At 70.1% G+C, this 22,163-nt stretch carries 21 protein-coding genes; 11 read left to right on the forward strand and 10 right to left on the reverse strand.

The genetic code is table 11. The annotated features are described in order from the left end of the window. Positions 1 to 4: 4 nt before the first annotated feature. The 5 genes from OHA77_RS01350 to OHA77_RS01370 are packed head-to-tail and all read left to right on the forward strand — an operon-like array spanning position 5 to position 3,952. A complete protein-coding gene (locus tag OHA77_RS01350; protein WP_406315486.1) occupies positions 5 to 1,546 on the forward strand; it encodes a hypothetical protein in 1,542 nt (513 codons plus the stop codon). Between the two features lie 45 nt (positions 1,547 to 1,591). Next, the gene (locus OHA77_RS01355; protein WP_406315488.1) at positions 1,592 to 2,092 is read left to right on the forward strand and encodes a hypothetical protein; all 501 of its coding nucleotides are present in this window, start codon (positions 1,592 to 1,594) and stop codon (positions 2,090 to 2,092) included. 25 nt (positions 2,093 to 2,117) lie between these two features. After that, a complete protein-coding gene (locus tag OHA77_RS01360; protein WP_406315490.1) occupies positions 2,118 to 2,900 on the forward strand; it encodes a hypothetical protein in 783 nt (260 codons plus the stop codon). 39 nt (positions 2,901 to 2,939) lie between these two features. Beyond that, entirely contained in the window at positions 2,940 to 3,407 is a 468-nt protein-coding gene (locus OHA77_RS01365; protein WP_406315492.1) for a hypothetical protein, read from the forward strand. Beyond that, on the forward strand, positions 3,404 to 3,952 hold the full coding sequence (locus OHA77_RS01370; RefSeq protein ID WP_406315494.1) for a hypothetical protein: 549 nt from the start codon (positions 3,404 to 3,406) through the stop codon (positions 3,950 to 3,952). Before OHA77_RS01365 ends, OHA77_RS01370 begins: the two co-directional genes overlap by 4 nt. 197 nt (positions 3,953 to 4,149) lie before the next feature. Here OHA77_RS01370 and OHA77_RS01375 read toward each other — a convergent pair whose 3' ends face one another. Then, positions 4,150 to 5,130: an aldo/keto reductase gene (locus OHA77_RS01375; RefSeq protein WP_406315496.1), complete on the reverse strand. Its 981-nt coding sequence runs from the start codon at positions 5,128 to 5,130 to the stop codon at positions 4,150 to 4,152. 62 nt (positions 5,131 to 5,192) lie between these two features. On the opposite strand from OHA77_RS01375, the gene OHA77_RS01380 reads away from it, so the two are divergent. Then, on the forward strand, positions 5,193 to 6,053 hold the full coding sequence (locus tag OHA77_RS01380; protein ID WP_406315498.1) for a LysR family transcriptional regulator: 861 nt from the start codon (positions 5,193 to 5,195) through the stop codon (positions 6,051 to 6,053). Positions 6,054 to 6,191: 138 nt separating this feature from the next. Here the strand turns inward: OHA77_RS01380 and OHA77_RS01385 are convergent, their stop codons facing one another. Continuing rightward, complete coding sequence (locus OHA77_RS01385; RefSeq protein WP_326822500.1) at positions 6,192 to 6,470, reverse strand: DUF3040 domain-containing protein; 279 nt, start codon at positions 6,468 to 6,470, stop codon at positions 6,192 to 6,194. Between the two features lie 542 nt (positions 6,471 to 7,012). On the opposite strand from OHA77_RS01385, the gene OHA77_RS01390 reads away from it, so the two are divergent. Next, positions 7,013 to 10,201, forward strand: a complete 3,189-nt coding sequence (locus OHA77_RS01390) for a PDZ domain-containing protein (RefSeq protein ID WP_406315500.1) — start codon at positions 7,013 to 7,015, stop codon at positions 10,199 to 10,201. On the opposite strand, the gene OHA77_RS01395 is transcribed toward OHA77_RS01390, so the two are convergent. Then, a complete protein-coding gene (locus tag OHA77_RS01395; protein ID WP_406315502.1) occupies positions 10,152 to 11,105 on the reverse strand; it encodes a helix-turn-helix transcriptional regulator in 954 nt (317 codons plus the stop codon). The genes OHA77_RS01390 and OHA77_RS01395 overlap by 50 nt on opposite strands. Before the next feature lie 81 nt (positions 11,106 to 11,186). Between OHA77_RS01395 and OHA77_RS01400 the strand changes: the two genes are divergently transcribed. Beyond that, a complete protein-coding gene (locus OHA77_RS01400; protein ID WP_406315504.1) occupies positions 11,187 to 11,933 on the forward strand; it encodes an alpha/beta fold hydrolase in 747 nt (248 codons plus the stop codon). A 152-nt stretch (positions 11,934 to 12,085) separates the two neighbouring features. After that, positions 12,086 to 12,499, forward strand: coding sequence for a peptidase inhibitor family I36 protein (locus OHA77_RS01405; RefSeq protein WP_406315506.1), 414 nt, complete (start codon positions 12,086 to 12,088; stop codon positions 12,497 to 12,499). Positions 12,500 to 12,699: 200 nt separating this feature from the next. Here the strand turns inward: OHA77_RS01405 and OHA77_RS01410 are convergent, their stop codons facing one another. Then, complete coding sequence (locus OHA77_RS01410) at positions 12,700 to 13,569, reverse strand: SGNH/GDSL hydrolase family protein (protein WP_406315508.1); 870 nt, start codon at positions 13,567 to 13,569, stop codon at positions 12,700 to 12,702. A 176-nt stretch (positions 13,570 to 13,745) separates the two neighbouring features. Here OHA77_RS01410 and OHA77_RS01415 point away from each other — a divergent pair, with 176 nt between their 5' ends. Beyond that, positions 13,746 to 14,975 (forward strand): isochorismate synthase MenF, encoded by a 1,230-nt coding sequence (locus OHA77_RS01415; RefSeq protein WP_406315510.1) that lies wholly within the window; start codon positions 13,746 to 13,748, stop codon positions 14,973 to 14,975. Positions 14,976 to 15,092: 117 nt separating this feature from the next. Here the strand turns inward: OHA77_RS01415 and OHA77_RS01420 are convergent, their stop codons facing one another. The 5 genes from OHA77_RS01420 to OHA77_RS01440 form a co-directional block, all read right to left on the reverse strand. Further along, positions 15,093 to 15,731 (reverse strand): DedA family protein, encoded by a 639-nt coding sequence (locus OHA77_RS01420; RefSeq protein WP_406315512.1) that lies wholly within the window; start codon positions 15,729 to 15,731, stop codon positions 15,093 to 15,095. Positions 15,732 to 16,073: 342 nt separating this feature from the next. Beyond that, positions 16,074 to 16,703, reverse strand: coding sequence for a YigZ family protein (locus OHA77_RS01425; protein WP_406315513.1), 630 nt, complete (start codon positions 16,701 to 16,703; stop codon positions 16,074 to 16,076). Between the two features lie 162 nt (positions 16,704 to 16,865). Beyond that, positions 16,866 to 17,783: an ATP-binding cassette domain-containing protein gene (locus OHA77_RS01430; RefSeq protein ID WP_406315515.1), complete on the reverse strand. Its 918-nt coding sequence runs from the start codon at positions 17,781 to 17,783 to the stop codon at positions 16,866 to 16,868. Then, complete coding sequence (locus OHA77_RS01435; protein ID WP_406315517.1) at positions 17,780 to 18,808, reverse strand: ABC transporter permease; 1,029 nt, start codon at positions 18,806 to 18,808, stop codon at positions 17,780 to 17,782. The genes OHA77_RS01430 and OHA77_RS01435 overlap by 4 nt, the downstream gene beginning before the upstream one ends. Then, the gene (locus tag OHA77_RS01440) at positions 18,805 to 19,797 is read right to left on the reverse strand and encodes a sugar ABC transporter substrate-binding protein (protein WP_406315519.1); all 993 of its coding nucleotides are present in this window, start codon (positions 19,795 to 19,797) and stop codon (positions 18,805 to 18,807) included. The genes OHA77_RS01435 and OHA77_RS01440 overlap by 4 nt, the downstream gene beginning before the upstream one ends. 413 nt (positions 19,798 to 20,210) lie before the next feature. Between OHA77_RS01440 and OHA77_RS01445 the strand changes: the two genes are divergently transcribed. Continuing rightward, positions 20,211 to 21,200 (forward strand): sulfotransferase family protein, encoded by a 990-nt coding sequence (locus tag OHA77_RS01445; protein ID WP_406315524.1) that lies wholly within the window; start codon positions 20,211 to 20,213, stop codon positions 21,198 to 21,200. Positions 21,201 to 21,260: 60 nt separating this feature from the next. Here OHA77_RS01445 and OHA77_RS01450 read toward each other — a convergent pair whose 3' ends face one another. Next, positions 21,261 to 22,154, reverse strand: coding sequence for a hypothetical protein (locus OHA77_RS01450; protein WP_406315526.1), 894 nt, complete (start codon positions 22,152 to 22,154; stop codon positions 21,261 to 21,263). Positions 22,155 to 22,163: the final 9 nt, after the last annotated feature.

The following is a 22,163-nucleotide window of genomic DNA, read 5'->3' on the forward strand; positions in this document are numbered from 1 at the left end:
GTCAATGACCATGACGGATTTGGACATCGCCACCTCGACGGAGCTGGCGGCACGGCTGATCCCCGAGGAGGAGCTGCGGCCCCGCTCGGTGGACGACGTCACCCGGCTGCCGTCGTTCGCGGGGAAGCTGGATGAATGCGGGCGGCTCACCGGAGTCCCGTACTGCGAGTCCCCGCTCGACCTCCAGAACGCGCTGGTGTTCCGCCGGCTTCAGCAGCTCGTCGGCGTCGCCCTGCTCAACCCGCTGTGGCGCGAGCGGCTGCACTACTTCGGGATCCGCGACGCCCCCGCCGACATGTCCGAGTGGGAGCGGATCCCGCTCTCGGACAAGACCGTGCAGCGGGACATGTTCATGGGCGCGCGGGCCGGGATGGTCGTGCCGCTCGACCGCGGCGGGTTCGAGGTGGTGGCCAGCGGCGGCACCGGTGACGGCATGCCCCTGGAGATCGTGTACTCCCTGCGGGAGCTGCGCGACACCTACCGCATCTCCGGGGCGTTCATGGGCGCTTACCAGCTCGGCCGCTACCTGCGCGGCCCCGCGGCGCGCTGGCTGTTCACCACCCTGGCCGACTACCAGATGTGGAGCAGCGGGACCATGGTCGGCGGCGTCCTGTCCCACGTCCCGGGGGTCAACTACATCGGCGCGGGACCGGTGAGCGCGCCGGTGCTGGAGCACATGTTCTCCTACCCGGGCGACAAGGCGCTGATGGGCATCACCGCCGGCATCGCGCTCCTGCCCGAGCTGGGCGCGGGCCTGTCCCCGCTGGCCAGGGCGAGCTTCCGGGTCGCCATGTACGGCAGCGGCTCCCTGCCGCAGCGCAAGCGCGACGAGCTGCAGGCGTTCTTCCCCAACGTGTCGATCCTCAGCTACTTCGCCGCGACCCAGGCCGAATGCGTCGGACTCCAGCTCGACCACACCTCGCCGGCGCTCTCCGCCGTGCCGGGGCTGCACCTGGTGGAGATCGTGGACGAGCACGGCCATGCCGTCGCCGAAGGCGAGGAGGGCGAGCTGGTCGTCACCCGGCTGCACGCCGACGAGACGCCGCTGCTGCGGCTCAAGCTCGGCGATCGGATGATCCGCCGCCCCGCCCTGACCGGGCCCGGGCTGCGTGCCGAGCGGTTCGAGTTCGCCGGGCGCACCGCCGACGTGCTGCACCTCAACGACAGCCAGTATTCGGCGACACTGGCCTACGCGGCCCTGCGCGGGCGGCTGCGCTCGACGACCGGCGTCGACCTGGACCTGATCACGCACGAGGTCCAGTTCCACAACCACCGTGAGGACCGGACCCTCACCCTGCTGGCGGCGGTGGACGACGCCGAGGGCACGGCCGCGATCGTCGAGCAGGCCCTCGGCCCGAGCGGGACGCGGCAGCTGTTCACCCAGGCGCTGCCGAACTCCCTGTCGCTCTTCAACGACCGGGAGGCCAACGCGGCGGCCATCGAGCAGACCGGATACGGGTTCCGGCTGGTGTTCGTGCCACGTTCCTCACCCCAGATCGAGCGGACCACCGTCGGCAAGACACCGCTGGTCAGGGACCGGGGCTGAGCACGTGGTGGCCCGTACGTCTGCATGACATCTCAAGGAGGATCGATGAAAGACAGGATCAGTATCGTCGTGATGGTCGACGCCGTCGGGGCGTTGTCCGATCGGACGCTGCACAACGGCAACGTCTCGCTGGTCGACGACAGCTCGGCGGGGAGCCAGCACCAGGGAACCCCCGATCTCGTCACTGCGGTGATCCCGGGGCAGGTCGTCCAGTGGACGCCCATCCACGTGGACGTGCAGACCCCGGTCGAGATCCAGGCCATCGAGTTCCTGTCCGGTGCGGCCGTCTCATCCCCGGCCGACCAGGCCGTGCCGCCGTATTCGGTGGATCCCTCCACCGTTCCGGCACCCGGTGCGGTGTCCGGGACGGGGGTCGACGCCACGGGCTCCAACGGATACGAGAACCACGACCTGCTGGTGTGGGAGGGCGTCGTGCCCTACGACATGACGCCCGGCGTCCCGTACCGGTACCGGCTCTCCCTCAGGCTCCACGAAGGACCCAACAGCGTGCTGCACATCGACTCGCCCGCGCTGCTGCGCGTGTGAGCCACGTTCTGCGAAAGGCGGTTTCATGGCCCAGCAACACGGGATCATCGTGCTCTTCGACGTCGAGAACGCGCTCCGGACACGGTCGCTCGACGGCAACACGTACTGGTTCGACAACATGAAGTTGTTCGGTTCCACCGGGGTGGGCACCGAGCAGCTGGTGACGATCGTGCCCGGCACCTACTTCCTCGACGGATCGCAGGCGACCGAGCAGGTGCTGAACTGGTTGCCCTCGGCGCTGGGGTCGATCCCCCCGACGGTGCCGCGCAACTACCTGGCCGAGCAGGGGCGCGCCGACGACCGGCGCACGCTGGAGGAGCTGGCCTCGCTCAGCAGCGAGGGCGGCGTGAGCGAGGCCGATGTCAAGCGGCTGCAGCGGCGGGTCGGCACGCGGGCCCGCACGTCGGGCAGCGCGCGCGGCCTCACTCAGGCCAAGCTGCTGGACGTCACGGGTAAGACCACGAGCAACCCCGACGCGTACAACTATCCGGCTCCGGTGATCACCGACATCACCGGCCAGGCCGTCACCGAGAAGATCATCTACCCGGCCCAGTACGGGTCGCCCGACATGGTCTACGACGGCTGGTACTGGGCCGCGACCGTGGACACGAGCCGGCCCGGGGTCTACGCGTACACGGTGCACGTCCAGCTGCACGAGCTGGTCGAGCGCAACGACGAGCTGGTCTGGGAGTCCGTGGACCTGACCTGCGAGTCCAGTCTCAAGATCATCAGCGATCCGAAGCGCAACGGGTTCACCGGTGCCGGACTGGGCGCGCTCCCGCTCCCGCCCGTCCCGGCCGCAGGCTGACCCGATCCGAGCCGGAGTATTTTCGAGCGGAGGAGCCGTATGCCCCCGAGGAACAGACAGCCCGAACGCCAGCCCGCCCGGCCCGCCAGGCCCGTGACGATCACCGCGGTGGTCGACCCCGTGGCCGCGCTGGCGTCGGAGAACCTGGACGACAACCTCTATCTCTACGACACCAACAAGACCTCAGGGTCCACCGGTTTCGGCACTCCTGAGCTGCACAGCCGGGTACGCAAGGGCGACACCCTGCTGTGGAACGTGATCCCGCTGGAGTGCGAGACCTACGTGTCCCTCGACGACATCGAGATCGACCCGCGGATCGCCGAGCCCACCCGGAAGGTGTATCCCGGCACGGACATCGTGTTCTGGACCGCCGAGGTCAAGCAGGACCTCACCGAACCGGTCTCGTACCGGCTCTCGTTCCTGCTCGGCACCGTCAGCACGCCGTTCACCCCCACCGCCCGGCCGGCCCTGGCCGGTCCCGCCAACGAGGGAAAGGAAGGCCGATGACCCAGGCGTACGCGGCCACTGACTTCGCCGATCGCGGCCAGCTCAACTCCGTCCAGCTGAACGTGGTGACCCTCGTCGACATGGAGAAGGCCGCCGCGACGAAGTCCCTGGACGGCTGCCTCTACATGATGGACAACAGCGTCGGCGGGGTCGGGCAGGGCAACGACCATCTGGAGACCATCTGCAAGCAGGGCCAGGTGATCAACTGGATCATCCGCCCGATCGACATGCACCGCGGTGCGGACGGCAAGTGGCCTCCGATGCCGAAGATCAACAACCTGGTCTTCCTCGACGTCGAGAAGGGCGACGAGGACGATGTCGCCGAACGCCGGATCATGACCGAGCTCAAGGTCTACGGTGCTCCCGACCGGATGCGCGACCAGTACACCGCTGTCTACTACTACTGGGCCGGGGCGGTGATGAGCGACGCCCGGCCGGGGCTCTACCGCTATCGGTTCGTCCTGGAGCTGGAGAAGGAACACGGCACCGACAAGCTGTACCTGAACTCGGTCCGCTATCCCGCGCTGCGGGTGCTGCCCGTCTGACGGCCTCCGGGGCCGTGCGCGCGATGCGGTGAAGGTGGAGGTCGTGGTCGCCGCCGGGCGGCGGCGATGACCGACCGGTGCGATCGTCCCGATCCCGCGGGTCCGGGTTCGGGACGATCGTTATCGGTACCGGTGGAGCCGGGACCATCCCGATGCCCCGTGACACCACCATGCCGCCGGCGTCGGCCGGACGGCTGTCAGAGCAGCGTCCCTCCTTCGGCCTCGAACGTGCCGAGCGCCCGCTCAACGCGGGCCAGCGTGTCCGGGTGCAGTGTGAGATCGGCGGCCGCGAGGTTCTCCTCGATGTGGGCGGGCGTGCGGCTGCCGGGGATCGCCACCACGTGCTCGTCCTGGTGCAGCAACCAGGCCAGGGCGAGCTGGGCCGGTGTGATACCCAGGTGCGTGGCCAGGTCCCTGATCGGGGCGTAGCGGTCGTTGTTGCGGGCCAGGTTCTCGGCGGAGAAGCGCGGCGCATTGTGCCGGAAGTCGCCTTCGCCGAGATTCCGGACCGTTCCCGTCAGGAAGCCGTTGCCCAGGGGGCTCCACGCGACGATCCCGACTCCCAGCTCCCTGGCGGTCGCCAGCAGGTCGGCGTCCACGGGTCGCCACATGGACCACTCGTTCTGCACGGCCGCCACCGGATGCACGGCGTGCGCCCGGCGCAGCTGCTCCGCGGTCACATTGGACAGGCCCAGCTGCCGGACGAGACCGGCCTGGACCAGCTCGGCCATCGCCCCGGCCGTCTCCTCGATCGGCACGCCCGGGTCGGGGTAGTGCGCGTAGTAGAGATCGATCACATCGGTGCCGAGGTTGCGCAAGCTCCGCTCGGCGTAGCCGCGGACCATCCGCGCCTCGCCGTTCACCCTCAGCTCACCGAATTTGTATCCCACCGGGAACGGCCGGCTCGGCTCTCCTTCGGGTACGGCGAGGCCGAACTTGGTGGCGATCACCACCTCCTCCCGACGCCCCTTGATCACCTTGCCGACCAGGCGCTCGTTGTGTCCGTCGGCGCCGTAGGCGTCACTGGTGTCCACATGGGACGCGCCCGCGTCGAGGGCCGCCCTGAGCGCCGTCTCGGCACGGGCGTCGTCGATGTCGCCGTAGACGCCGGGTGACAGCACCATCGCCCCGAAACCGATCGCCGGGACCTTCAGACTTCCGAGTTCGCGTGTCTTCATGACCACAACTCTGCGGTCACCGCCGCTTTGCCGTCCAAGACCCGTTGCGATAACCATTGGTTATGGACGTGCATCTGCGAGAGCTGCGCTACTTCGTCGCGGTGGCCGAGGAGCTGAACGTCACCCGGGCCGCAGACCGGCTGTTCGTCTCCCAGCCTGCGCTGTCGAAGCAGGTCAGGGTGCTGGAGCGGCAGCTCGGCTTCGCCCTGTTCGACCGGGTCACCGGGGGCGTCGCGCTCACCCGGCAGGGGGCCGCGCTCCTGCCGGTGGCCCGCGAACTGCTGGGCAGGTGGAACACGGGTGTGGAGGAGGCGCGTGCCGCCGCGCCGACGGGCACGCTCGTCATCGGTATGCAGACCGCCGTCGGCAGAGGGCTGCAGCAGGAGGCCTTTCGAAGATTCCGCGCTCGGATGCCGGGGTGGGAGGTCTCCCTGCGACTGGTCGGCTGGGACGACCCGAGCGGTGGTGTGGCCGACGGCGGGTCCGACGTGGCGTTCGTCTGGTTGCCGGTCCCGGAGGGACTGAACATCCATGTGCTGGTCACCGAGCACCGGGGGGTTGCGATGCCGGCGGACCATCCGCTGGCGTCGCGAGCGGAGATTCCGTTCTCCGCATTGCGGGACGAGCCCTTCATCGCGCTGCCCACCGCGGCGGGCCCGCTGCGTGACTACTGGCTCGGCCGTGACGCCCGCGACGACGAGCCCGTGGTGGGCGTCACGGCGAATACCCCGGAGGAGGTCTTCGAGGCGGTGACCAGCGGGCTGGGCGTGGTGCTCGTGGCCGAGGGGAACGCGACGCTCTACAACCGGCCGGGCATGGTCTACCGGCCGGTGACGGGCCTGCCGCCGGGCGAACTGGCCATCGCCTGGCGGAAGGGGGACCGTCGCCCGCAGGTCGCGGCCTTCGTCGACGCGCTGCGCTGACGGGTCCTCCCCCTGGGCCGCGCCGTGACCTCTCGTTTCACCGGGTGGCGTCGGAGATCGCCTGGTTCCCGCCCATCCCTGCCATTCCAACGAACCGATACGGTCCGCGTTGCCGAAACCGGAGCCACTCCGAGACCGTCAGAAGGGGAACGCGGCGGCCTCGTGCCGGAAGGTCAGGACGAGCAGCGTGGCGATCAGGGTGGCGATCAACACCCAGCTGACCATGATGATGATCGTCGAGCGACGGGGCCGACGCGGCGCCCGTTTCTTCTTCGCGTCGTTCTTCCGGCGGCCGTGCTCCTTGCGCTGGACACGCTCGTTGAACGACTCCAGTCGTGCCGCCAGTCTCGGGTCCTCGTCGGTGAGGTGACGCTCGATCTGCAGCAGTAGTCGCTCCTCATCTTGCGACCAGGCCATGGCGTACCTCCCGGGAGCGCAAGGCGTGTGCGGATTTTCTGCCCAATCGTAAAGATCATTATCCATTCTGAGGCCTGCGATTTACCGCTTCTTTCCGCACCTGCCGCCCATGTCTCCGCCGCCGGGCGTATCCTCCGGTGATCCCACCGTCCTCCATTGGGACCGGGAGAGACGCGGGGCGAGCGCGGCCCGAAACCATCCGGACCGTCCGGGTTCAGGACGCGCTGGACACTCATCACCGGGGCCGTCACCGCCACTTTGACGGCGGTCGGGGACGGGGTCTCACGACGGAGACGGCAGACCGTAGGCCTTTTCGCCGCCTCAGGCGTGACCTTCGGAGAAGGCTGCGCGACGACCTACCGAACATCACCGTTAATAACGGATATTAAGCGCCATAAGGGGTATAAATCGCTTTAATATACACTATGGGGGTATTGCTACGCTTGGTACAGAGGGAACGCATCGGGGCGCAACGATCGTGAAATCATGATCGGGCGACCGGATCGGACCCCCACCCGGTCACTCGATCATGGAGTGCCACGATGTCCGCCTACCTGCGATTCCCGACCATCTTCGGCGACGCGGTCGTCTTCGCCGCCGAGGACGACCTGTGGACGGTGTCCGCCGGTGGCGGGCGTGCCTTCCGGCTGACCGCCGGGGTGGCCGAGGCGGGATACCCCCGGTTCTCCCCCTGTGGCGACCAGCTCGCCTTCGCCGGGCGCGAGGAGGGGCCTGAAGAGGTCTACGTGATGCCCGCCGACGGCGGATCGGCCCGGCGGATCACTTATCACGGCGCTCGTTCCACCGTCACCGGCTGGGATCCCGAGGGGGCCATCCTGTACGCCAGCGACGAGTCCCAGCCCTTCGACGGCCAGAAGTGGCTGCACAGGATCCGGCCGGACGGGGTCGCGGAGCGCCTGCCGTACGGTCCGGCCAACTCCATCTCCTACGGTCCGCAGATCGTGCTCGGCCGCAACACCGCCGATCCGGCCCGCTGGAAGCGTTACCGGGGCGGCACAGTGGGCGACCTGTGGGTCGGCGACGAGGAGTTCCGGCGGCTCATCGCGCTCCCGGGCAACCTGGCCTCCCCCTGCTGGGCCGGGGACCGGGTCTACTTCATCTCCGACCACGAGGGGGTCGGCAACGTCTACTCCTGCACCGCGGACGGCGGCGACCTGCGCAGGCACTCCGACCACACCGACTACTACGCCCGCAACCTGTCCGGCGACGGCAGCCGGCTGGTCTACCACGCCGGAGCGGAGCTCTACCTGGTCGAGGACGGGGAGTCACGCCCCATCGAGGTCTCCCTGCGCAGTTCCCGGACCCAGCGCAACAGGCGCTTCGCCCCCGCCGAGGACTTCCTGGACAGCGCCACGCTCAACCCCGACGGCACCGGGCTGGCCATCACCACCCGGGGCAAGGCGTTCTCCTTCGCCGCCTGGGAGGGTCCGGTCCGCCAGCACGGCGCACTGTACGGCGTCCGCTACCGCCTGCTGAGCTGGCTGAACGACGGCGAGCGGCTCATCGCGGCGGCCAGCGACGACGGCGACCGCGAGGTGCTGGTCGTGCTCACCGCCGACGGCAGCACCGGACCGGTCCGGCTCGACCACCTCGACACCGGCCGTGTCACCGCGCTGGAGGTCGCCCCGAAGGGCGACAGGGTCGCGCTCGCCAACCACCGCAACGAACTGCTCATGGTCGACCTCACCGGAGAGGCGCCGGGCGAATCCAGGAGCGTGGTGGCCGACTCCAGCGGATTCGGCGCCATCGAGGACCTCGCCTGGTCCCCCGACGGCCGCTGGCTCGCCTACGCCTGCTGCGACACCGCCCAGACCACGGCCATCAAACTGTGCCGGGCCGAGACCGGGGAGACGTTCTTCGCCACCCGCCCGGTGCTGTCGGACAGCTGTCCCGCCTTCGACCCCGGCGGGGACTACCTCTACTTCATCGGCCAGCGCGTCTTCAACCCGGTCTACGACGAGCTCCAGTTCGACCTGGGATTCCCCCTCGGTTCCCGCCCTTACGCGATCGGGCTCCGCGCCGACGTCCGCTCACCCTTCGTCCCCGAACCACGTCCCCTCAAGGACGACGACAAGGACGACGAGGACGAGGACGGGGAGGAGACCGAGGTGGTCATCGAGCTGGAGGGCATCTGCGACCGCGTCGTCACCTTTCCCGTCCCCGAGGGACGCTACGACCGTATCGCCGGGATCAAGGGCAAGGCCGTCTACCTCACCTTTCCCGTCGAGGGCAGTCTCGGCGACGACTACGCGGACTCCTCCGACGGCACGCTGCACGTCTACGACTTCGCCGAACAGAAGCAGGAGACCCTGGTCGGGGACGTTTCGGAGTTCCGGCTCGGCCACGACGGCGCCACCCTGCTCTACCAGTCGGGGAGACGGCTACGGGTGATCAAGGCGGGCGAGGAGCCCGAGGAGGACGACAGCCCCGGCCGGACCGGCGGGTGGGTGGACCTGTCGCGGGTCAAGGTGTCCATCCGCCCGGAGGCCGAGTGGCGGCAGATGTTCCGCGAGGCCTGGCGGCTGCAGCGGGAGAACTTCTGGGCCCAGGACATGGCCGGGATCGACTGGGAGGGCGTCTACCGGCGTTACCTTCCGCTGGTGGACCGGGTCACCACCCGGGGAGAGTTCTCCGATCTGCTGTGGGAACTGCTCGGCGAGCTCGGCACCTCCCACGCCTACGAGAGCGGGGGCGCCTACCGGTCCCGACCGCACTACCGGCAGGGCAAGCTCGGCGTCGACTGGTCCTTCGAGGACGGTCGCTACCGGGTCGCCCGGATCGTCGGCGGTGACCGCTGGAATCCCGACGCCACCTCACCGCTCAACCGCCTCGGGGTGGACGTACGGCCCGGCGACACCGTGCTGGCCGTCAACGGCCAGCCCGTCGGGCCGCAGACCGGCCCGGACGAACTCCTGGTCAACCAGGCGGACCAGGAGGTCCAGCTCACCGTGGAGCGCGGGCAGGAGCGACGGACCTTCGAGGTGAAGGCCATCGGCGACGAGCAGCCGGGCCGCTATCGCGACTGGGTGGAGGCCAATCGGGCCCACTGCCACGAGCGCAGCGGCGGCCGGATCGGCTACCTGCACATCCCCGACATGGGCCCGGACGGCTACTCCGAGTTCCACCGCGGCTTCCTCACCGAGTACGACCGCGAGGGTCTGATCGTCGACGTCCGCTTCAACGGCGGCGGACACGTGTCGGCCCTGCTGCTGGAGAAGCTCTCCCGCCGCCGTCTCGGCTACAACTTTCCCCGGTGGGGTGTGCCCGAGCCCTACCCCGAGGAGTCCCCGCGGGGCCCGATGGTCGCCATCGCCAACGAGTGGGCCGGGTCCGACGGCGACATCTTCAGCCACACCTTCAAGCTTCTGGGCCTGGGGCCGCTGATCGGCAAGCGCACCTGGGGCGGGGTGATCGGCATCTGGCCCCGCCACCAGCTCGCCGACGGCACGGTCACCACCCAGCCGGAGTTCTCCTTCGCCTTCGACGACGTGGGCTGGCGGGTGGAGAACTACGGCACCGACCCCGACATCGAGGTGGACATCACCCCCCAGGACTACGCCCGGGGAGTGGACACCCAGCTCGACAAGGCGATCGAGGTGGCCCTGGACCGCCTGGCCACCCACCCGCCGCACACCCCCAACCCGGCTGACCGGCCACGGCTCATGGTCCCGCAGCTGCCGCCTCGACGAGCCGTCCGGCCAGCGCCGTGATCTCCCCGCGCAGCTCGTCCGGCGTGATCACGGTGAACGGCCAGCCGAGCCCGGCCAGCATCTGCGCCATTCCGGCCAGGTGCTCGGCCCTCATCTCCAGCAGGATCCCGCCGGTGGTCTCGGTGAGCGTCGCCGTGGAGGCCGGGATCCGCCTGGCCGCCTCCTCCATGGTGGTGGCCAGGAGCACCTTCACCTCGTGCCGGTACGGCACCGCCGCCAGCGACTCCAGCACGCGGGCCACCGGGTCGAACTCACCCGGGTCGTCGAAGACCCGCCCGGTCTCCACCGCGCTCGTCACCCGGTCCACCCGGAAGGTCCGTATCTCCCCGCTGCCGTGATCGAACCCGGTGAGATACCAGCGGCCGGAGTGGAAGACGATTCCGTAGGGGTCCAGGTCACGCTCGGAGGACTCACCCCGCCAGGACCGGTAGGCCAGCCGCGTCGTGTGCCGACGCCGGGCGGCACCGGCGAGCGCGAGCAGCGGCCCCGCCTTCGGGGCGCTCGCCGGTATCGGTGCCCTGGTGTGCCCCAGCGTGGCCGAGACCGCGGCGACCCGCTCGCGCAGCGCCTGTGGGAGCACCCGCTGGATCTTGGCCAGTGCGCTCTCCGTGGCCGTCTCCCCCACCGCCAGTCCGGTCCGGCGCCCGGCGAGCAACCCCAGCACCACCGCCGTGGCCTCGTCGTCGGTGAGCATCAGCGGCGGCAGCTTGTAGCCGGGCAGGAGCCGGTAGCCGCCGTGACGGCCCCGTTCGGCCTCCACCGGCACTCCGAGCTCGGACAGTTTCCCCGCGTAGCGGCGCACCGTGCGCTCGTCCACCTCCAGCCGGTCGGCGAGTTCGGGGCCGGTCAGGCCGGGGCTGGCCTGCAACAACTCCAGCAGCGTGAGCACCCGGATGACCGTCATGAGGATTCCCCCAAAATCAGGACCGATTATGTCCGGATTCGATTCTAGGGTGAAGGCCGACAACCACGGAGGAGAAACGATATGAGCACCTATGTTCTGGTCCCCGGTTTCTGGCTCGGCGCATGGGCCTGGGAGAAGGTCGTCCCACCGCTGCGCGAGGCCGGCCACGACGTCCACCCGGTCACCCTCACCGGCCTCGGCGACCGGGAGCACCTCGCCGGCCCCGGGGTCGACCTCGAGACGCACATCCAGGACATCGTCCACGTCATCGTCTTCGCGGACCTGCGCGACGTGATCCTGGTCGGCCACAGCGGCGCGAGCGGCCCGGTCACCGGCGCCGCCGACCGGGTCCCCGAGCGCATCGCCCGCGTCGTCTACCTCGACAGCGGCCCGCTGGCCGACGGCCTGGCGCACCTGGACGTCAACGAGCCCGAACGGAACGCGCTCATCGAACGGCGGGTCGCCGAGCAGGGCGGCGGAATGAGCTACCCGCTGCCGTCCTGGCAGGAACACGAGCAGGCCGGGGCGAGCCTGGAAGGGCTGGGCGAGACCGAGCGCGAGTGGTTCGCCTCCCGGGCGAGCGCCCAGCCGTACGGCGCCATGACCCAGCCGCTGGCGCTCAAGGGCGGAGCGGACAGACTGCCCAAGACGCTCATCACGTGCTCATTCCCCCTTGAGCAGGTCCACGCGATGATCGCGGCAGGCCACCCGTTCTTCGCGGCGCTCGCCGGGCCGGAGTGGAGCTTCGACGCGGTGCCCACCGGCCACTGGCCGATGTTCTCCAAGCCCGCGGAGACGGCGGCCGCGCTCGCCGCACTGGCGGACTGAGCTCGGCCCGGGAGACGGCTCGCCCACCCCTCCCAACGGGTCGCTGCGACCATCATCACCACTTTGAGTAACGATAAAGTCACTTGCAGTGACAGGCACGATCGGGGGACCATCGTCCGGATGACAGCAAGCCCCCGACCAGAGGACTCATCGTGAGATCAGCCATCCGGAAAGCACGCCTCGCTGCCGCAGTCACCGCCGCCGGCCTGCTGTGCACGGGCTTCACCACCCCCGCGCAGGCGGAATCGGGCTCCCCCACCGGGCAGGCCGGGCAGGCCGCGGCACTCCAGCGGGCCGCCGAGCAGTGCGGAAGCGGCGAGGTCTGCTTCTGGCACGACCGCAACTACAACGGCACACCCTGGCGGTGGACGCCTTCGAGCGGCTACCGCGACATGCCCTCCAACCTGCACGACCACGTCTACTCCTTCTACGCGAACGCGCCGGCCTGCTTCATCGACTGGGATCCGGCCGAGCGGCGCAGGGTGAACATCGGTGACTACGCCAAGGCCTACGACACCAACTTCGGCAGGAGGATCGACGCCGTGGACCGCAGCGGCGCCTGCTGACGGCCACTCCGGCCGCACGTTCTTCTCCCGCGTGGGCCGGGACAGGCGGCCCCCTCGCCTGAGCCGTCCCGCAACGACCGCAGGGCGCGGTCCGGCGGCGAGGCACGTCGCCGGACCGCGCCCCGGCTCTCGCCGGGGCAGACCCGGCCTCTCCCCGCCGCTCCGCCGGGAGGAGGCCTTCGAGCCGGGCGGGCACCGGGTCAGGGCCGGATCCCGGGATCCCACACGGGCGCACCGGCCCAGTCCCGGACCGCCTCGAAAGTCCGTTGGGCGATCAGTTGCTGGCCTGCGGCATTGGGGTGGAAGAAGTCCCATCTGCTGAGGTGGTCCAGCGTGAACCGGGTGGTGAACAGGGCATCGCCGTCGAACCTGCAGGCCGGGCCGTACGCGGCGCAGACCCTGGCCAGGGCGGCGTTGTAGGCGACGACCCGGTCGCGCACCCGGTCGCGGCGGGCCCGGTCCGCCGGGGCGTTCGAGGTGGGCCGGGCCAGCATGGTGGGGCAGATCCGGCCGATCGACCAGAATCCGCGTGCCACCACGTTGTCCCTGCCGACCCGCCAGAGCCGCTTGAGGTCGGGGATGCTCGCCACGAACACCCTGCCACCGGGGCGTCCGGTCCGAAACAGCTGCAACGCCTCGGCCACCCGGCTCTGGTAGACCGCTACCGGGGTCATCAGCCGCTCCTCGGACACGCAGGCGTCCTGGGCCCCGATCAGGACCGTCACGTAGTCGGCGCGCCGCGCGACGGCCCCGGCTATCTGCCCGGCGAGGTTGGCGCTGGTCGCGCCGGGGACGGCGAGGTTCACGTTGTGCCCGGTGATGGCCTCGTCCAGGCTCCGGAACCTGAGGTAGTGGCTCAGTACGGTCTGGCCGTCGCCCGAGGTCCAGGAGCGCGAGGCGCAGGTGACATACCAGCCGCAGGCATTGAAGCCGGCGCTGATCGAGTCGCCGGTGGCGGCCATCACCACGGGCCGCCACAGACCGGCAGCGCTCACGGCCGCCGATGGGGTCACCCAGGCGGCCGTGAGCACCACGACCCCTGTGAATGCGGTCACAGTCCTGCGAGCCATGGCACCTCCGGCTGAGAGATCATGTCCGCTTCGGATGTATCACCGCAGGACAGCGAGGTGCTCTCCGTTGACCGGGTGCCTTGGTTTTCTTGACAGAGCGTGGCGGCCGTGCGGTCCGCCGGGCGGAGTGGGCAATAGCCGTCGAACACGTTCAGTTTCCGGCATAGAGTATTCCGGTGAGTGTCGCGCTCGGATTGACCCGTCCCCTCGTGGTGAAAACCACACTCGTCGCCGACTCCGGTGACCTGCTCGCGCGACTTCCCGAGGCCGCCCCCTACGCCTGGATCAGGCATGGCGAGGGTCTGGTGGCCTGGGGGGAGGCCGCACGGGTGACCGTGCCACCTGGTCCCAGGCGTTTCGAGTGGGCCCGCGCCTGGCTGTCGGCCATCTTCGGCGAGGCCTACGTCGACGACGAGGTGGGCGCCCCCGGCTCGGGTCCGGTGGCCTTCGGCTCGTTCACCTTCGACCCGGACGCCCAGGGTTCGGTCCTCGTCGTGCCGCAGGTCGTCCTGGCCCGCCGCGACGGCCGCGCCTGGCTGACCACGCTCGGCGAGGAGCGGCTCGACCTGATCACCCCGCTGCGCGACCCCGGCAGGATCCGCTACGGCGACGGCAGCCTGACCGCTCCCGAGTGGGAGCACGCCGTGGCACGCGCCGTACGGCAGATCAGGTCGGGCCGCCTGGAGAAGGCGGTGCTCGCCCGTGACCTGACCGCCACGGCCGAGCGGGAGATCGACGTCCGCCTGCTGCTGGCACGTCTGGCCCGGCGCTACCCGGAGTGCTACACCTTCTCCTGCGCCGGTCTGGTCGGTGCCACCCCCGAACTGCTGGTCCGGCACACCGGCGAGACGATCGAGTCACTGGTGCTGGCCGGAACGGCCTCCAGGGGCACCGATCAGGCGGACGACGAGGCGCGCGGTGCCGCCCTGTTCGCCTCGGAGAAGGACCGCTACGAGCACACCTGCGCGGTGGAGTCGGTCCGGGAGTCACTGAGCCCGCTCTGCTCGGAGCTGAAAGTGCCCGAGGAGCCCGAGCTCCTCCTCCTGTCCAATGTCCAGCACCTGGCCAGTCCGGTGACGGGTCGGCTGGCGGACGGCGCCTCGGTCCTCGACGTGGTGGCGGCCATGCACCCGACCGCCGCCGTCGGCGGCACCCCCACGGGGACGGCGCTCGGCGTCATCCGCGAGTTGGAGGGGATGGATCGCGCCGGTTACGCCGGTCCGGTCGGCTGGATCGACGCCCGGGGCGACGGCGAGTGGGGCATCGCGCTGCGCTGCGCCCAGGTCGAGGGTCCCCGGGCGCGCCTGTTCGCCGGCTGCGGCATCATGGGCGACTCCGTGCCGGCCTCGGAGCTCGCCGAGGCCCAGGCCAAGTTCCGCGTGATGCAGTACGCCCTGGAGGGCTGAGACACCTTCGCGGAGCCGACGCCGCCATCAGGAGGAAGAGCACCTCGACCGGCATCGAGAAGACCCCGAGCGCGAGTCCCGTCAGTAGTCAGTACCGGCCTGCTCCCGTCACCGTGATCATCGCGCGTGGTGCCGGCCCTTGCGCCTGTCCTTCAACCGGACCACGACGAAGGTCACCACAGCGAGCACCACGACGCCCAGCACGGCCTTGGACAGGATCCCGGCGTAGTCCTCGACCAGCGACCAGTTCTCGCCCAGCAGGTATCCGGCCATCACGAAGATCGTGTTCCAGATGAGGCTGCCCAACGCGGTGAGGAGGGTGAAGACCCCCACCGGCATGCGCTCGACCCCGGCCGGGATAGAGATGAGGCTGCGGAAGATGGGGATCATCCGGCCGAAGAAGACGGTCTTCCTGCCGTGCCTGGCGAACCAGGCCTCGGTCTTCTCGATGTCGGAGACACTGATCAGGGGGAGCTTCCCGGCGATGGCCACCACCCGCTCGCGACCCAGCAGCGCCCCGATCCCGTAAAGTGCCAACGCGCCGACCACGGACCCCAGGGTGGTCCACAGAATGGCGTCGAACAGGGTCATGTTCCCCTTGTTGGCGGTGAACCCGGCCAGCGGGAGGATCACCTCGCTCGGCAGCGGCGGGAACAGGTTCTCCAGGGCGATCGCCACACCGGCCCCGGGCGCTCCCAGGATCTCCATAAGGTCGATCGCCCACCCGGCGATACCGCCGACATCGGTTGCACTCATGGCGACAAGGCTAAAGAAACCTTGATGTGTCGAAAATGAGGATCACCATCCAGTGCACCCTGCACACACCCCAGGGTGCGGGCTGGGGAAAACCCCAGCCTCGGCCACGCAGCCGGAGGCGCCGAGCCGCAAGGCCGACGAATTTACGGATCCGCCCAGGTCAGCCGACTCTTCGGAGAGCAGAGGAGGGCGGTGACCGGGCACGGGAGACCAGATCGCGACGCGGGGTGGACAGGGCCGGTGGACCCGGGGGCGGTAAAGTTCCCCGACAGCGTGTGATCCATCCCATATTCACCCCGGTAGGGCAGGTGACGTCCGGACGCGGTCTCGGACAGGCCCCGGTCAGGTCTCCCCGAGATAGACCGTCTCCCCGGTCTCGAGGATCGCCCGGCCTGCCGTCAGCGTGGCGACCCAGTCGAGGAAGCCGGCAAGGTCCGTCTCCCGCACCGCGACCCGGAAACCGACCTCGGCGCCGTAGACGACCTCCCTGATCTCGTACGGCGAGACCCGCAGGTCGTTCTCCAGCCGCCCCGCCCGGAGGTGGTCCACGGTCACCGACACGATCCTGGCGGGCACCATCGCGACCAGCTCCGCGAGGTCCAGGGTCTTGCCGACCGCCGAGCCGTACGCCCGGACCAGGCCGCCCGCACCGAGCTTGACCCCGCCGTAGTAGCGCGTGACCACCGCCACCACGTCACCGAGCCCGCGGCGCAGCAGCGTCTCCAGCATCGGGACCCCGGCCGTGCCACCGGGCTCCCCGTCGTCGTCGGCCTTCTGGGCCGGCCGGTCCCCGCCGATCACGTAGGCGGAGCAGTTGTGCGTGGCGTCGCCGTACAGCCGCCTGCGTTCGGCGAGGAACTCCCTGGCGGCCTCCTCCGAGGCCACCGGGGCGATCGCGCAGATGAACCGTGATCGCTTGATCTCGGTCTCGTGCTCGATGACGTCTTCCAACGTGAGGTACGGCGCAGCCACCCGGACAGGCTATCGACGAACGCGGATCGCCCGGATGGACGGTCCGGGCGTCCCGGGCCCTGTCGAACCGGGCCCTGTCGAGCCGTGCCGCGCCGGTGGCCGGCATGAGGTCCGCCGAGTCCCGGCGCAAGGTCACACCACCCCGTGCCACGCCGGGGACGCTCATCCGGACGGCTCGCCCCGGCTCAGTTCGTGGGCGAGCTGGGCGAGTTCGGCTCCGCCCGCCATCAGGGAGGTCAACTCCTCGCGGGTGATGTCCTCCTTGCCGTACTCACCGAGGCTCGCGCCCCGGTTGAGCAGCAGGAACCGATCGCCGATCGGGTAGGCGTGATGGGGGTTGTGGGTGATGAAGACGACCCCCAGTCCCCGGTCGCGGGCCTGGGCGATGTAGCGGAGCACGACCCCGGCCTGTTTGACCCCCAGGGCGGAGGTCGGCTCGTCCAGGATGAGCACGCGGGCGCCGAAGTGGACGGCACGGGCGATGGCCACGGACTGCCGTTCGCCGCCGGACAGGGTGCCCATCGGCTGGTCGACGTCGCGGATGTCGATGCCCATGGAGTGCAGTTTCTCGCGGACCACCCGCCTGGCCCCGGCCACGTCGAAACGGCGTAGCGGGCCACGGCCGAGCACCGGCTCCGAGCCGAGGAAGAAGTTCCGCCAGACCGACATCAGCGGGACCATCGCCAGGTCCTGGTAGACCGTCGCGATGCCCCGGTCGAGGGCGTCGCGGGGGCTGGTGAAGGCGGCGGGCACCCCGTCCACCAGATACTCCCCCGAGTCCGGCGGGTGCACGCCCGACAAGATCTTGATCAGCGTGGACTTGCCCGCCCCGTTGTCACCCAGGACGCAGGTCACCTCCCCCGGGCACACCCGCATGGAGACGTCCCGCAGCGCGATCACGCCGCCGAACGTCTTCCCCGCGGCTCGGACCTCCAGGAGGCAGGGGGCGGCCCCGTCTGCGCCCGCCCCTCCCGGCGTGTCCGTGCCGGGGGCCGCCTGCGCGGGTCCGCCGGCCGTGCCTTCGATCGGCTCAGGCCGCTCGGGCACGGCGTCCGGGGAGCTTCCGTCGGTTCCGGTCAAGGTTTCGCCTCCTCCGCGTAACGACGGACGAGCCGGTTGGCGAGGGTCGCCAGCAGCAGCATCGCGCCCAGAAAGAACGTGAACCAGTCTGCGTCCCAGCCGGCGAACACGATGCCCTTGTCGGCCATGCCGAAGATCACGGCACCGATCGCGGCACCGATCGCGGAGCCGTATCCGCCGGTCAGCAGGCAGCCGCCGATCACCGCCGCGATGATGTAGACGAACTCCTGGCCGATACCCGAGTTGGCCTGCACCGAGGTGAAGCGCAGCGCCATGATCGAGCCGACCAGCCAGGCGGCCCCCGCGGTCGTCATGAACAGCGCGATCTTCGTCCGTTCGGCGGGGACTCCGACGGCACGTGCGGCCTGGTCGTCACCCCCCACCGCGAAGATCCAGTTTCCGGCCCTGGTCCGCATGAGGACCCAGGTGGCCAGCGCGGTGACGCCCAGCCACCACAGGATGGCCACCCGGAAGCCGGTGCCGCCGACCTGGACGGTCCCGGCCAGCACGGCCCGCGCGCCCTCGTATCCCTCGGCCCTGCGCAGCCCGCTGACCTGGACGGTCCCGGTCAGCGCCTTGGTGACGCCCAGGTTGACGCCCTGCAGCATCAGGAAGGTGCCGAGCGTGACGATGAAGCTCGGCAGTCTGGTGCGGACCACGAGCAGCCCGTTCAGAAAGCCGATCACCAGGGCCGCCGCGAGGGCGACGAGCATCGCCGTCCAGATCGCGAAGCCGTACCGGGTGGCGAGGACGACCGTGATCAGACCGGTGGTGCCGGTGAGCACCCCCGCCGACAGGTCGAACTCGCCACCGATCATCAGCAGCGCGATCGCCACCGCCATGATGCCGAGGGTGGAGGCCGGGTCCAGCCAGTTGGCCACGCCCTCGATCGAGCGGAACGTGGACGACTGGCTCGCGAAGAACGCGAAGACCGCGACCGCGCCGACCACCGCGCCCAGCTCCGGCCGGATCAACAGCCGCCGGGCCAGGCCGGTGCGCGCGAGCCGCTCGTCCGCCACCGTCATCGGGTGCCGCTCTCGGCGAGCTTGGCCACCTGCTCGGCGTTGTCCTTGGTGACGAACCCCGGGCCGGTGTTGACCGGCAGGCCACCGCCGACGGTGTTGAGGTTGTCACGGTAGAGGACCAGGAAGGTGATCGGCAGCCAGCCCTGGAGATACTGCTGCTGGTCGACGGCGAACAGGACCTCGCCGTCCTTGATGGCGGTGACCACGTCGGCCGACAGGTCGAAGGTGCCGAGCCTGGCCTTGGAACCGCTGTCGGCGATCGCGTCACGGGCGGCGACGGCCACCGCGGGATTCAGGGTGAGCACGCCGTTCAGGGAGGTGTCCGACTGGAGCCTGGCCTTGATCTTGGAGGTGGCGTCGACGAGGTTGCCCACGTCCACCTGGAGTCGTTCGACCGGGCCGCCCATGCCTTCGGTCGCGCCCTTGCAGCGCTGGTCGAGGCCCACGTTCCCGGCTTCGTGGATGACGCAGAGCAGCTTGGTGACGCCCTCGGCCTTCAGTTTCTCTCCCGCGCCCCGCCCGGCCACGTCCTCGGACTGGCCGACATGGGTGATCGCGCCGAACTCCCGGGACCTGTCCCCACCGGAATTGATCGTGACCACCGGGATCTTCGCCGTCACGGCCTTGCCGATGGCCTCCTTCAGCGCGTCCGGGTTGGCCATGGAGACCACGATGCCGTCGACCTTCTGGCTCACCGCCTGGTCGACGAGCTGGGACTGGCGTGCCGGGTCGCCGTCGCCCTGGTAGCTCACCGTGACGCCGTAACGCTTGCCCGCGGCCTCGGCGCCGTTCTTGACCACGTCCCAGAACGCGTCTCCCGAACCGGCGTGGGTGATGACGGCGAAGGTGCCGACCGCCGCCGGCGCCGAGACGGCCGCCGGCTCCCCACCCCCCTGTCCGTCGCCCTGGCCACCCTGACCGGCCGAGCAGCCGGTCAGGGTGGAAAGACCCAGCACAGCCGCGAGGACCAGCCTTGTCGTCGATTTCATCGCTAACCTCCGTGCGTCGCCCCGCCGGATCCCCGTCTCTGGTTTGTAACCACCGCATTACCTGGCTGTCAACAATTTGTCGTGACATTAAGACTTAATGAAAAGCGACCACCGCCGTCGAGGGCACCGTTCCCGGTGGTACGGACGGACGATGTTTGCCGCGCACCAGACGGGAAACCTGGAAAACACCCTGGTAGTCCGTAGCAGGGCCGACGCGCTCGCCACCACGGACGGAGAAGCCCGACCGCATGCCCGCCAGACCGATGAGGCCGTTCGACCTCCACGGGCCGGCCGGCGCCATCACGGCTCCCGGCCCACCCCGCCCAGCCCGGCGACCACTCGCCTTCAAGCCCTTGTTTTTACCCCACTAAGAGCTATATTTGCCCTAATCGGAGTAGGAATTAGGGGTAGCAATGACATCCCTGCCGGATTTCCTGACAATCGGCGCCCCGAAGGCCGGGACGACCGCGCTGCACGCGGCGCTGGCCCGGCACCCGGGACTCCACCTGTCACGGGTGAAGGAACCGAAGTTCTTCCTCACCGACGGCCCGCCGCCGACCCGGGGTGGTCCCGGCGACGCCCAGACCTACCGTGAGCACATCTGGCGTCGCGAGGACTACGGGGCCCTGTTCAGCGCGGCGCGACCGGGCACGCTGACCGGCGAGTCCACCCCGTTCTACCTGTACGACCTGGCCGCGCAGCGGCGCATCCGCGCGGCGATCCCCGGAGCCAGGCTGATCGTGGTGCTGCGCGACCCGGTGGAGCGGGCCCACTCCAACTGGACGCACCTGTGGTCCGCCGGGCTGGAGCCGATCGGCGACATGCTGCGGGCGTGCGAGGAGGAGGAGCGACGGATCACCGCGGGCTGGGCGCCGTTCTGGCACTACCGCAGGCTCGGCCGGTACGGCGAGCAGCTCGCACACCTGTTCACCCTGTTCCCGCGGGAACAGGTGCTGATCTTCCGCTACCGCGACCTGGTCGACCGGCCGGTCGACACCCTTGACCGGATCTGCCGCTTCCTCGACGTCGAAACCGGCGTCATCACCGAGATTCCCCGGGAGAACGTGACCACCCACCCCGAGCCGACCGGCGGCCACCTGTTGCTGTCACGGGCGCTGCGGACCGGAGCGGCGGTGGGCAGGTTCCTGCCGTCGCGGTTGAGCGGGGCGCTGACCGACCCGCTGGAACGCCGGCTGCAGCAGCGCGCCCGCCCCCGCCGGCCGCTCACCTGGGAACAGCGGGAACGTCTGATCGGCTATTTCACCGAGGATGTGACGCTGCTGCAGCAGGTGACCGGCGAGGACTTCAGCGACTGGCTGCGCCCCCGGGAACGGTCCGGCGGCCTGGTCGGCGTCCGCCCCGACGGCCAGCGCCAGGCCCGCAACGGGCGCGCGCAGGCATAGCGGCCGGTGGCGGCGGGCAGGAGAACGCCCCGGCGCCGGCCCCCGCTCCCACTGGAGGTGTCAGCGCAGTTCGGTGCGGAGTTCGTGGGCCCCGTCCGGGCGGGTGTACTCGTAGTAGAGCCGCCGCCCGCCCTCCGGCAGGTCCACGATGTCCAGGTAGCGCAGGCCGCCACCGGCGTTCGGCGAGACGGCGGCGGGTCCGGTGCCGACCGGGGTCAGCTCGGCGGGGTCGGCACCGATGGCCACGCCGGTCTTCTCCTCGTAGTTCTCCGCCGCGGTGGCCCGGCCGTCGTAGAAGGCGACGACCCCCTCGGCCAGGAAACGGACCGCCGCGATCCGCGTCCCCCGGGCGTCCCAGGTGCCGGGCCTGCCGCTGAGCGCCGTACCCTGCCAGACCCATTCCAGACCGTCGGCGCTGGTGGCGTAGTCGCTGACCATCTGGTCGGCCTCCTCGGCCTCGGCCAGCGGGTGGCAGGAGGCCCACAGGTGCCACACGTCGCCCCGCCGTACGATCACCGGGTCCTTGACGCCGGTCTTGGGGTCGCCGGGCAGCACGGTCCGGCGGTGCCGCGGATCGAACCCCGCCGGATCGTCGGCCTCCAGCACCTCCACCCGCCAGTGCTTGGTGCCGTGGGTGGCGCAGCTCAGATAGAGCCGCCAGCGGCCCTCGGGGGTGCGCACCAGGGTGGGACGTTCCAGCGATTCGGTGTCCATCTCCTCCCTGCCGATCGTGAGCAGGGTCTCGAACCGCTCACCGTCCGCCGACCGGGCGACGGCGACGGCGTAACCACGCCCTTCGCCGATCGGGCGGCGCAACCGGTAAGCCAGGTAGATCGTCCCGTCGGCCGCCACCGCGCTCGGGGCGCCCACCCAGTGGCCCGGGGCCGGCTCGGCCGGCTCGATCGCCACCACGGAACGGTCAGGGGTGGGAATGAGGTCCTCAATGGTCAGCACGGTACTGAC

It is taken from the genome of Streptosporangium sp. NBC_01639 (assembly GCF_045209755.1).
GTDB lineage: Bacteria > Actinomycetota > Actinomycetes > Streptosporangiales > Streptosporangiaceae > Streptosporangium.